General features: G+C 46.7%; 1 protein-coding gene. It reads left to right on the top strand.

Annotated elements, in window-relative coordinates; genetic code table 11:
• Positions 1-313: 313 nt before the first annotated feature.
• On the top strand, positions 314-13,747 hold the full coding sequence (gene rtxA, locus BDD26_RS18880) for an MARTX multifunctional-autoprocessing repeats-in-toxin holotoxin RtxA (protein ID WP_115827418.1): 13,434 nt from the start codon (positions 314-316) through the stop codon (positions 13,745-13,747).
• The last annotated feature ends 54 nt before the right edge of the window (positions 13,748-13,801 follow it).

Raw genomic sequence — 13,801 nt, 5'->3', positions numbered from 1 at the left:
AATATTGTCAGATGTTTTTATGTCATTTGAGTGAGAGTATTGGGACTAAGTATAGTGGTTAAACAGACTTTATAATTTAACTATATTGATTTTAAAAGTAAAAACAGGGTATTTTCCGATTGATAATTTCTGTCTGCTTGCTAGCTTATTTTTCTATGTATCAATCTGATAAATTGACCAGATTAACTATCATATATTTCAATTTGTTCTTGAGATATTCATTTTTTAAATCTATTTAAATACTGATGCTCAGTTGCGTTTTGTAACTGGGTTTTTTTATCTTCAATTTTTGCATTTATTCCGGGATTTGTTTATGGGAAAACCATTTTGGCGAAGTGTTGAATACTTTTTTACAGGAAATTATACCGCAGATGATGGCGATAATAATATCGTTGCCATTGGATTTGGTGGCCAAATACATGCTTATGGCGGTAATGATCATATTACATTAGGCTCCATTGGTGCATCAGTTTATACCGGTTCCGGTCACGATACGGTCGTTGGTGGGTCAGCCTACCTAAAAATTAACGATACTACTGGCGATCTGAACGTCAAAGGTGCGGCGGGATACGCAGAAATTAATAAAGAAGGGGAAGGAACAATTACTTTCTCCGGTGCGGCTGGCGGGGCAGTTATTCAGCATGATGGGATTTCCGGTAATGTGCACTATTCAGGAATAGCAGCCTATAACGATTTATATCGCCGGGGAAACAGTGGTGATATTACCTTCAAAGGATTGGGCGGTTATAACCATCTCTATTCAGATGTTACCCACGGCAATATTCATTTTATCGGCGGAGGTAGTTATAACCAAATTACCCGTAAGGGGCTGGCTGATTGTTTCAGCGGTGAAGGCATGGCTTATGCGAAAGCAGAAGAAATTGTACTGACCACTGCAACAATGGGGGGAAGCTGGATTAACGAATCACAGAAAGTCATTGGTGTTAAATCCACGCGGGACATAAATACCTATCTGTTTGCATTTGCTGATGAGAAATTTACAAAAGTTAATAAAATTCATCTTCATAATGATCCCAAAACTGGCAGGCTGAAATATTACACTACTTCCTGGTATAAAAAGGGAAATCATCTCAATAATCTGGCATCTCAAGATATTTCTGACTACGGCGGTTATCAAGTGGTCGATGTTGATGGTGCCTATACCTTGTCAAATCTGACGGTTGAACAGCACCAGGCATTTACGGTTCATGCGCTGGAAAGTGAGCTGCCGGAAAATGAATGGGTAACGTATGCCGGTGGCGTCCAGATCGCCGCAGAAAATATTACATTGTCGGATGCCCGAATGGGCGGTTATGCAATTTCAAACGATGGTTCAACCGTTGCTGTCAAGCCTGTGAAATCTAACTGTATGGAAAATACCTATTTGTATGCCAAGGTTTTGGAAGGATACACCAAAGTCGTGGTCGTACAACTGGCTAACGATCCTAAAACCGGTGAGCTGAAATACATTGCCACGCCATGGTATAAGGCCGGCGATCAAACGGCAGCTTTGGCAGATCAATTTATTGGCGTTCGTTCTGGCTACAAAGTTATGGGTAAAGGCAGTTATACACTGAGTGATGTCCATTACAGTGTGAATACTGTCCGCGTGACGTCTGAGCGGATTGCCAATATGCATGAGTTCTGTGAACAGGAATTGTTATCTAAGAAACAGGATGACAGTCACGGTGATGTCCGGTTTGAAGGTGTCGGGGGCGGCAATGTGATCAAATCCAACGTAGCCCGTGGCAATGTTTACTTTAAGGGCGCAGGGGTTGCCAATGTTATTCTGCATAATTCAGAAATCGGTGACACTGAATTTGATGGCGCTGGCGCTGCCAATGTTATTTTTAAGAAAGACAGAAAAGGCCGGCTAAATTTCAACGGAGGGGGGCTTGCCAACGTTATTACCCACATCAGTATGTCGTCTCCTGCCACTTCATTGCAGGAACCTCATGGCAGCCAGACTAACGTTGTCGCTCTGGGTGGGGCTAATATCCTGACCCGAAAAGGGGATGGCAGGGTTTTTGCTGTCATGGGCGGCGGTGCCAACGTATTGACCCATATCGGGCAGGGTGAAACCACCGGTGTGATGATGGGCGGCGCCAATATCCTGACCAAAGTGGGGGAGGGGGAGACTACCGGCATGATGTTTGGCCTCGGCAATGTGCTGACCCATGTCGGTAACGGCAAAACCCTGGGCGCTATGGGCGCAGCAGGTAACGTTTTTACTAAAGTAGGCAATGGTGAAGCCCTCGCCGCCATGCTGGCCGTCGGCAATATCTTTACCCATGTCGGCCAGGGGGAGGCGTACGCCATAATGGCTGGCGGTGGCAATATCTTTACCAAAGTGGGGAATGGCCATGCCCTGGCTCTGATGGTGGCTCTGGGTAACGTTTTTACCCATGTCGGGGATGGCCTGAGTGTTGCGCTGATGGCGGCCAAAGGCAATATGGCGACTAAAGTGGGGAACGGTGAAACCCTCGCCGCCATGTTAGGCGTCGGTAATATCATGACCCACATTGGCGATGGCAATACCTTTGCCGCGATGTTGGGTGAGGCGAATGTTCTGACCAAAGCCGGTCATGAGCTGACGGCCGCGCTGATGATCGGCAAGGCCAATATTTATACCCATGTGGGTAACGGCACCAGTATTGGTCTGTTTGCTGGTAATGCCAATATCATGACAAAGGTCGGCGATGGCACGACGCTGGCGGCGATGTTTGGTCAGGCCAATATCATGACTCATGCCGGCCAGGGAATGACGGGGGTGCTGGCACTGGGTGAAGCCAATGTGGTGACGAAAGTCGGGCATGATTTTCTCGGCGTTGTGGCGGCAGCCAGGGCAAATGTGATAACCCATGTCGGGGAGGGCATGACAGCCGGTTTGTTGTTAGGCAAAGGCAATATTCTGACTAAAGTGGGCACGGGGACGACAGCCGGTCTGCTGGTTTCTCAATTTGGCAACGTCATGACCCATGTGGGTGACGGCAATACGGTGGGATTTGCCAAAGGCAATCTGAACCTGATAACCAAAGTAGGAAAAGGTTTGGCTGTCAATGCCGCGTGGGGAGATGCCAATATCATGACCCACGTGGGGAAAGGCGATCACTATAACTTTGCCAAAGGGAAAGCCAATATCGTCACCAAAATCGGTGAGGGGCGGACGGTCAATATTGTGCAGGGTACGGCCAATATCATCACTCATGTCGGTAAGGGTAATGATTATACCGGTGCCTGGGGTAAAGCGAATGTTATTACGAAAGTCGGTCAGGGGCGTCAGGTTACGCTGGCGAAAGGTGATGCCAATATTGTGACACAGGTGGGGGAGGGTGACAGCTTCAACGCCTTGTGGAGTCAAAGCAATATCGTCACCAAAGTCGGTGATGGTATGCAGGTTACTGCCGCGAAAGGTAAGAGTAATATCACTACCAGCGTGGGTAATGGTTTAAATGTCGTGGCAACCCACGGTGATTTGAATGTGAATAGCAAAGTCGGTGACGGTGTTTCTGTCAGTGTGGCGTGGGGTAAATTCAATATCAACACCAAAGTGGGTGACGGCCTGAATGTTTCGGTGATGAAAGGGACAGGCAATGCCAATATCCATGTGGGCGACGGGATGAATATCCACGCCGCCTATGCCCGCAATAACGTTGCCATTCAGGTCGGAAACGGCGATTTTTATCATCTCGCTTTGACCTCCGGTGACACCGAGAGACATGAATTGGCAATGCTGTTCAGTGAATTAAAACAAACGTTATTAGGGGTGACGGGCAGTCAGGGCATTAATTTTCTGGTATATGGCGATGAAGCGAATACATCCGGCAGTTACCGGGGTCGTGGTGCCATTAATCTGCCGGAAGTCAATGCACTGAACGGTTTTGAACTGACTGAAATGGCGGAAGTCAGGTCAGACTTAGCCACTGATTTGCATGCTTCGGTGGAGCAGCTTAATACGCCAGACGTCAGCAAACTGAAAAACATCATGTATGCCGGTGAACAGTCTCCAGAAACACGGAAGCCGAATCTGATTGCCAATGGTGATTTTGAAGCGAGAGAGCTAGGTTGGCGGTCTACCGAGGGTATTGAAGCTCAGTATTCCGCCGGAGCTTATGGTCTGGGTAACTATGGGCACGGCAAATATGTCACTGAGCTGGATACTCGTGTCAACACCACTATTTATCAGGATCTCCGGCCGCTTCAGGCCGGTGAAGTCATTACCCTTGACTTTGATTTTGCCAGACGGGCGGGCAGTACCAATGATAACGGTATGGAAGTGCTCTGGAATGATCAGGTTGTCTTCTCATCTTCAGGCAATGAAATCACCTGGCAACACAAACAACTGGTTCTGGTTGCACAGGCAGGCAGTAACCGGCTGGCGTTTAAAGGCACCGGTAACAGTGACAGCGAAGGCTATATTCTGGATAACGTGGTGGCGACTTCAGATCGTCCAGACAGCAGGGATAGTGCAGAATCCCCGTCAGGGAAATTGGTTTCTGAAAAAGTGTTAAGTGATAAAGCCAATGCGGAAGCAGACCGTGATCGCTTAAAGCAGGAAAGAGAAAAACAACTGGCGGCAATTGCAGATACTCAGGCTCAGTTGGCGGCTACCGATCTTGAGGCTCTGAATACCAACGGGCTGGCACAGCGTAACGCTGTCAAGGAAGAAGAGCAGGCTGTGACGGATGAATTATTGGCAAAAGTCATAGCACTTGACAGTCTGAATAACCAAATATACGCAAGCCATCAGGGGGGATCAGGGGCACAGTGGCGTCATGATTTTGCCAGTGGATTGCTGGATAAACTCCAGACACAACTGGGTAGGGTAAAAGAAACGGCAGATCGGCAACTGGATAATGCACTTTCCACTATTCCAAAGCAACAGGATCAGATAGAAGCCGCGCTGGATAAATCGGAAGTCAGTGTCGCTAAATCTAAACAGGATCAACTGAATGCCAAGAAAGATGTTGCGGATGCTCTGGCTAAGGCAGAATACCGGAAAGAAGAGGCACTGACACAACAGAAACAGGCTGAACAAGCCGCACGGAATAGTTATCAGACTCTTCAGAAGATTGAGGCTGAGGTAGAAACCGCAGCGAAGGACAATGCCTATAAACCGAACTTTACTAATGCTGGCAGCGGTCGGTCAGGTAAAGCCTATGAAGCAGAAGGTGCCGGTAATACTGCCAGCCATGTTGGCTCTGGTTCCTTAATACAGGGAATTGGGGTTTTCAGCCAGAAGTTGCAAGAGTCAGGTATTGATTTGTCTGCACTTGCAGATGCTAAACAAGCTGTCGAACGTCTACAGATCAATGCCGGTTTTCGTGCCGGATATACAAACACTATTCATGTACCACGGTCATTACACACACCACAGTCATCACATCAATCAAATAATAGTAATGCTTCATCTGTTGGTGTATTTGCATTGATAACAAATTCATCAAGTCCGGAAAACCGAAAAGAACAACCTATTTCCGGTCTGGATCTGAGTGGGCTGAAAGCGTTGGGAAGGACAGACTCCCGTTCAGGCAGCACCTCTCAAGTTCCACAAAGCAGTCAGAGTTCTCTGCAAAATAGAGCGACATATCCTTTTATTGCTACAAGGGCTGCGAAAGTAGCGGATATCTACCGTTGGCTGAGCAAGAATAATGATCGGAGCGGAGAGCTTTCACAAGATAACTACATTCCTGTACCGGGTGGTGAACGTGTTGATATTGAGATAAATGACAACATCAGGCATGAACTGACTAACTATATTGAGAATTTCTTTAATGTCATTCGACACACTATTCCTAAAGATCAGATTGCACCGCTGGCGAAGTTGTTTGTCGATTCCACCATTGATTTTGACTGGGATAAGCGCGTTCAGTTTATGGTTAAATTGGAACGCTTCGGTTATAGCTTTGAGCCCACTTATGGGGAAAAAAGTATTGTTTCATTCTGGTCAGGCCAGGAGTCAGGCATATACCGCTCCGTACTGGATGCTGCGCAGAAAGATGGCAAAAAAGTGGTTTATGATGTTGATGTGAGAGGGAATGTACTTGCCCTTGAACTCAATAATAAATTGATGAACTGGAACCGAATTTCCCTTGATCCCGATGATATTAAGCAGGAAAAACTGCACTCAGCCATCGGCGAAGCGGTGCGAAGTAATATCGGATTCTGGAGTTCCGTTTATGCAACCGGTGCACGTGATGATGTTTATGTTATTGCGCCGGGCGGTCTGCGTTTAGGGAATTTCTTCTGGAACGTTGAGTTGCCGGTATTGCGTCAATTGCAACGTGAAGGTCTGGTCAATGAAATTCGTTTATTGGATAAACCTGCCCATCACTACCGGGGTAAGCCGCTGGAATCCATTGGTCACAGACTGACTGATGCCGGTGTCAGAGTAAAAATACGTTTTGACTCACTGAACACGGCTGAGCAGAAAAGCTATCTTGAACAGGACCCTGATGGTTACCGCGCTGATTCACTGATAAATCTGGATATCAAGTTGAGTGCTATCGATAGTATGTTAAATCAAGCGATTCCATTCTATCGTTTACGGACTGAACGTAATCTTTTGATACGCGAAGGCTTACATGACAGCTTTGAGGTTCTTCCCTGGACGGAAATCCGGCCTGCTCTGTTTAAAACTATAAAAGTTGATAATCCGAAAGATCCGGCACAGATGAAAACAGTTGAACATTTCATCTTTGCTAATTATCAAAACTATGAACAACTCCCTGCTGAGTTGCGGCTGGTGGAAAACCATATTATTTCCCTTGAAGAGGGTCATACCCGTATTCTCGCGGAAAGAGCGGATGGTGTCTGGCATTATTTGCCACATAGCGAATTGATGTCAGGTGATGAGTTCCAGAAAAAGGCTTATGTTAAAGGTAAACAACTGGGGGGAAGTTACCGTAAGGTGCTTGAGGCACTGCGTGCTTATGAAAAAGTCCTGCTGGAAAAGCCGGATTACTCTCTGGATGCTATCGAAAAATTAACTGATTTACACCAGCAGGTGGAAGGTTATCTGCTCGGGCATTCTGAATCTGGGCGGGCACCAGCGATGAAACTGCTGCTTTCCCAAATCAACACACGCCTGACTGAATCATTGGTACTGGCAGAGCCGACATTGAGAAGCTCAGGCCAGGGTGGTTTCAGCGAATTATATACCAGTCTGGGTAACGCCAATCTCAAGGATAGCAAACATCTCTATCTGGATGCACAGGGCGATTTTGTGACCCGTGGTCAGTTCAGTTTGCACATCGCCAGAAATACTGCCGATGCCGGGCTACAGCAGGTTATGGCAGCTGTGACCAAAGAATATGGACAGAATGTCACAAATGCCGTCTTTTCCAAACTGTCAGCCCGTGATCTGGCGAAAGATGGCCGGGGCATTGATATAGCCGGTCTGAAAAAAGTCCATCTGGCGATTGAACAGCACTTATCCCCTGTCAGTGCGACACTGTATGTCTGGCGGCCAAGTGAGTACAGCACTCTTGGTCATGTAGCGCTGCAAATTGGTCAGGGACGTGTTCTGGTCAAGGCAGACGATGCCAGTCATTTGAATGAAATGAATTATGTCAGTTGGTGGCCGGCAGGGAATAAATCTGTCGATATACGCGAGATGTTTGATATCTCGACACAAGATCAACCGGACCTGCGGTTTCGTTGGTATGACCTCAGTCAACCCGCTTTTCAGGCTCCGGCGTTAACATTCGATGTTGAGGCCGAGGAGGATGATGATTTCGGGTTAGTTGATGGTTCTGCTGAACTGAGAGAGTTTATTGAAAAACTGAGAATAGCCAAAGGGGTGGATGCAAAATTCAAGGATATCAGTGAGGGTTTTGCGATGGCTGCCCTTGCTAATCCTGAATTGCTCAAGTCCGCGGAAATACCGGAATATATTTACCGGCCATTTCTTGCGCAGTGGGCTGATCCCGCTATAGATATGCAAGAAATCGGCCGGAATTTTGCCGAGACCTTACGTATGGCGGCACACATGCAGACATCTAAACGTATGGAGAATGCAATTGCCGATGTCATGCATCAATTTGCTGAAAGAGAACTGGCAGAAATTACCGATTTCAAAAACAGCAAAGCTGAACCTGATCGGGTATACCGCATCAATCTGGAAGGGCTTGATGTGGCAGCAATGCAGGCTGAATGGAGTAAAATAAGCAGTGATCCGAATGCCCGTTATCAGTTACTGACTAAAAACTGTTCCAGTGTCGTTGCCCGTATTCTCAGAGCAGGAGGTGCAGAGAAAATGCTCGGCAAGGTCTGGCGGCCTGCCTTTGGTGTCTGGACACCAAGTGATCTGTTTGACTTCGGCCGGTCATTGCAGCAAGCAGTTCATATTGAACGGGTTAAACAAAAACATCTCCGTCTCAATGGAGAGCAGTTTGAGGCAATTCTGAATAATGAAACCAATGAGTATGAACTGGAGAGAATTGCTATCTCCAACGATGGATCATTGCCGCGTGAGAGAGAACCGCTTAATCCATTGACTCGTTTCATGAACAATGAACTGTATGGTACAAAAGAAGAACGTCGCCGGATCAGTCAGGAGGTACAAAACAAGCTCAATTTGGCAGTAAACCAGGGTGTTGCACAAAAAGTTACCCTACAGGGTGAAACCGGGCGCTTAGCAGGTTATTACTATCAGGCAAAAAATAATCAGGCAAAAAGTAATCAGGCACAAAGCTCGTCACACACAGACATGACAAATAAAGTCGTGCTGTTTATCCATGGCTCCGGTGCGTCTGTTGAAGATCAAGCGAGTAAAATTCAGCCACATTATCAACAACAGGGTATTGATATGCTCTCGGTCAATATGCGGGGTTACGGCACCAGCGATGGCTATCCGGGGGAAGCAGGGATGTATCAGGATGTACGTACCATGTTCCATTATCTGGTTAATGATCGTGGTATTAAGCCGGAAAACATTATTATCCACGGTTATTCAATGGGAGCACCCATTGCGGCAGATCTTGCTCGTTACGCTGACAGACAAGGCATGGCTGTTTCCGGCTTACTGTTAGACAGGCCAATGCCAAGCATGACCAAGGCGATTACTGCTCATGAAATACCGAATCCATCCGGTCTTGCTGGTGTATTGGCAAAAGCGGTTAATGGTAAATTCTCGGTAGAGCAGAATCTGAGGGGGATCTCGAAGCAGACGCCAATTATGTTGCTGACTGACAGTGGAGGTTTAGGTAATGAAGGTGAAAAACTCCGTACCAGATTAATGACAGCCGGTTACAACATTTCCGGGGAACGAACTTATCATGGTCATGAATCCAGTTATCAACTGATGAGTCAGTATGCCGATAAAATAGTTTCTTACCTGTCTGGCACTAATCAGCAAGCACAGGGGAATATCGTTCTTAAAGGCATCAAGAGTGATTTGAGACGCTATATGCAAGCGCTGAAGCCTCAGGTTGATGAAGTGGGCGTAGAGCACGATCTGCGTGCGACAAAGGCTTTCCTGTCAGGGTACAAACATAACCATGCTGAGCGTATTGTGGACGGCTTCCATGCGGATATGGACATCAAGCAACTGGTGGATCTGTTGGTCACAGGAAATTGGACGGCAGAGCAGAAAGGGGCGTTAGCATGGGAAATTGAAAACCGGGCACTGAAAATTACGCTTCGACCAAAAACGGAGAAGTATAGCCGGCTGTTTCGTGATATCACTTCCACTGGCGCAGTAGATCCTAAGGCAAGTGAACATTTAGCGCCACAATTGCTATTGCTGAATTTATCCAATGATGGTTTCGGCGGACGCTGTGTACCGTTGTCTAAATTGGTTCTGCTGGCAAAACAGCTTGAAAATGACGGTCAGGAAAATGTTGGCCATGATTTGTTGAATAAACTTTACTCCGCAGCTTCGGTACTCAGCCATCCAGAACTGTATTCTGAAGTTGAACAAGCCAACGCCAGTAAATTATTAGGTACATTGTCTGCACTCTATGCCAAAGATCCGATGTTAGACAGTACCTGCAAGATATGGAAAGAGAAACTGAACGATGAGAAGGCACTAACAGTGAAAGGTATGATTGAAAAAATCACTGCCACCAGCGTAGGTGACCAACCGATTCTGCTGGAGCTGGATACATTGGGCCATGCAATGGCGGCATGGTCAAAAGGCAGCGGAGAGAACCGGATGTATGGGTTCTATGATCCTAATGTCGGGATTGTGGAGTTTTCATCTGCGGAGAAATTCAGTAAATACGTTACACATTTCTTTGGTCGTTCAGACCTGAACATGGCAGAAAGCTATAAAATGTCTAAAAATGGTCGGCGGGAAAGAGTTTTCGAGCATGTGATTGTCCTGGATGGTCAGACACTGGCATCTTATCGTCCGGTAATTGGCGACAGAACAACTATGAAAGATATTCTGGCAATGGAAATCTTTGTCGGCTCACCAATGAAAAAAGCGCTGGAGAGACTTCGTCCGTTGAATAACCATGATGTCAATACGTGGGAAGTTATTGATGTCTTACCGAGATTAGAACGCAAAAAAATGCGTTTTGATGGTCAGGTCATTATTCAGCTTGAAGATGATCCTATCGTGGCCGACTCTGTCTCTTATCTGACCGGTAAGCACCCGAAAGAGAGTGTGCTTGTCCAGCTTGATACTAATGGCCAGTATAAGGTGATATACGGTGATCCAAGCCTGTTGAACGGTAAAATACGCTGGCAGGTTGTTGGACACGGCGGTGATGATATTGATGGATTCAATCACACGACGCTGAGTGATTACACTGCATCTGAGCTGGCGATGCGGTTAAAACAGTTCAAAAATAGCTTCCAATATGGAGGGGAGCTTGACCATATCAGTCTGGTAGGGTGTTCTCTGCTCAGTGATGATAAGCGGGATGGCTTTGCTTATCGCTTTATTTCAGCTCTTGATGAAAATGGGATACGTACCACGGTATCTGCCCGTCGCACTGAAGTTGTGATCGGTAAATCAGGGCGTAAATATACGAAATCAGAACATAATATGCTGGAAAATAAGATCTTCGACAATAAAATCGTTTTGAACTGGAACGAGAAAGGAGAATTGGAAGGTCATTCAGAACGTATACGCAATAATGTCTCTGAAAACGATGTTTCGCTTGTGCGTGTAGGCAGTCTGCGTACAGATAGCAGAAAAAACCGGGTACGCGGGGCTATTACAGGCAATACCGAAGTATTCCATGCACCGGAAAAATATCAGTATGAGGATTACCCCGCCGGAACCGCGTCCGATAACCAGCTGAGCTATTCCGGGAATGTACAGATACAGGCAGGAGACGGCGAATTTACGTCCATTAACTGGGGAACCACCAACGTTGGTATTAAAGTCGGCACAGGCGGTTTCAAATCGCTGGCCTTTGGTGACAACAATGTCATGGTTCATCTGGGGAATGGTGACAGCAAGCACAGCGTCAATATTGCAGGTTATCAGGCATTGGAAGGCGCGCAACTGTTTATCGGAAACCGGAATATCAGTTTCAATCAGGGTCGCAGTAATGACCTGCTGGTTATGATGGATAAATCTATCCCGACACCACCGATGCTTAATCCGTTTGATAGCGTCTCCCGCGTATCGGGTATCCTGCAAAATATTGCCGGATCATTCTCTGCCCCTGACTGGTTGTCTGAGCAGGAAGCACAGTGGACGGCAGAAAGTGTGAAGAAATATCTACAGAATATGTCAGGGCTTGATATGACCAGCAACGTGGATTATATGTCGCTGACTGCGATTGACTCCCAATATAAACGAAATGGCCGTGGTCTGAAGAGTGATATCGAAAGTACACTGAATAAAAAATATAACCAGTGGTTGAGTGGCGCGGGTAATAAACCAGAACTGGGTAATCTCAGCCGGGCAAATAAACTCCGGCAGGCAAATGAGAAATTAGCCTTTAATTTCGCTGTTGGCGGACAAGGTGCTGATATTCAAGTGACAACCGGTAACTGGAACTTTATGTTCGGTGACAATATCCAGTCAATTCTGGATATCAACCTTGGTTCACTGTTTGGTTTGATGACTCAGCAATACACCTCAACAGGAATGGCAAAAACCACCTTTACGTTCAGTCCGACGGATCTGCCTCGTCAGCTTAAAAACAAGTTGTTGAGAAACCTTGCCAGCGTGAATGCAGATACCACATTAGCCGATATCTTTAACGTGGATTACACATCGGATGGCGCTATTGTTTCCCGCTCAAATCAACCGGTGGATGGTGTTGCTATTCTGCGGGAAATGCTGGAAGTCATCAGTGAATTCAGTGGCAGCCAGTTGGAGGCATTTATTGATCCGGAAACACTACGCAGTGGTTTGAAGACAAACCTGTCAGCAGGTGCGGACGGACTGAACTCTTTCCTTGAGAGTCACGGAATAAAAGAAAAAGCGCCAAATGAGCAGGCGGAGCCAACTGAAAATGTTGGTGCTGTACCGACAGCAGAAGATGCACACTCAGAGCGTACATTCGGGTTTAATTCCCTGAGCCTGCCAAACCTGTTTGCAACTCTGTTCAGACAGGATAAACAGAAAGAAATGAAAGAGTTAGTTTCCAACCTGAAACAGAACCTGACTGACGATCTGCTGCATATGCAGGAAAAAACCTTCGACTTCCTGCGCAACAGTGGTCATCTGCAAGGTGATGGCGACATCCATGTCTCTCTCGGTAACTACAACTTTAACTGGGGTGGAGACGGAAAAGATCTGGGCGCTTATCTGGGAGATAACAATAACTTCTGGGGCGGTCGTGGTGATGATGTCTATTATGCTTTGGGAACCTCCAATATCTTCACTGGTGGTGAAGGTAATGATATGGGTGTTTTGATGGGGCGTGAAAACATCATGTTTGGCGGCAGGGGTAATGATGTTGCCGTAGTTGCGGGACGTATCAACTATGCCTACATGGGAGATGGTGATGATCAGGTCTTTGCTTTTGGTGAAGGTGGTGTGATCGATACTGGCAGAGGACGTGACTATATCGTCGCTTCCGGTAACTTCAATCGCATTGAAAGCGGAGAAGGGCAGGATTACGTGGTTACTATTGGTAACAACAATCAGGTTGACTTGGGTGATGATCACGACTTTGCTACGGTTTTTGGCAACTATAACCAGATTGATGCTGGAGCGGGAAACGATACCATCAAGCTGATGGGTTACCATGCTCTGATCAATGGCGGGGCTGGTAACGATCACCTGATCGCGGATGTCATTTCCAAATTCAGTCAGTTTGACGGCGGTGATGGTGACGATCTGTTGGTGTTGGGAGGATACCAGAACACCTTCAAAGGTGGTGCAGGGGTTAACAGTTATGTGGTCAGTGGAGATGTGATTGATAACGTAGTTGAGGGTATCAAACGTGGTGACAAGATCGTTTTCAACAACCTTAACTGGCAAGACTTGTGGTTCCAGCGTAGTGGCTACGATCTGGTTATGTTGACCAACCGTAATATTGAGGATACTTCTGAGCAAGGACAGTTTGAAGCAATCGGCTCGGTGACGTTTACTGACTACTTCAATGGCAACCGTGCGGACATTATCATGCAAATGGGCAGTAAAGACGCACGTGGCGAGCGTGAATATACCGCACTCTCTGCCAATGCGCTAGATTCATTGGTTCAGGCAATGAGTGGTTTTGCGCCAGCGATTGGCGACAGTGGTTTTATCGATTCACTGGATAGACAAACTCAATCTTCCATCATGATGGCCTGGTCGGATACCACAGCCGGGAAATCCAAACTGATTTGATGGTTTTCTTACCTGAACTTGATTAATCAAAATGGCCCACAAATGTGGGCCATT

The sequence above is a fragment of the Xenorhabdus cabanillasii genome (genome assembly GCF_003386665.1).
Lineage (GTDB): Bacteria > Pseudomonadota > Gammaproteobacteria > Enterobacterales > Enterobacteriaceae > Xenorhabdus > Xenorhabdus cabanillasii.
This window is presented reverse-complemented; position numbering and strand designations above follow the sequence as displayed.

What these genes read in the sequence shown, in the direction of transcription:
- rtxA (WP_115827418.1), top strand. Translation starts at nt 314, where the DNA reads ATGGGAAAACCATTTTGGCGAAGTGTTGAATACTTTTTTACAGGAAAT.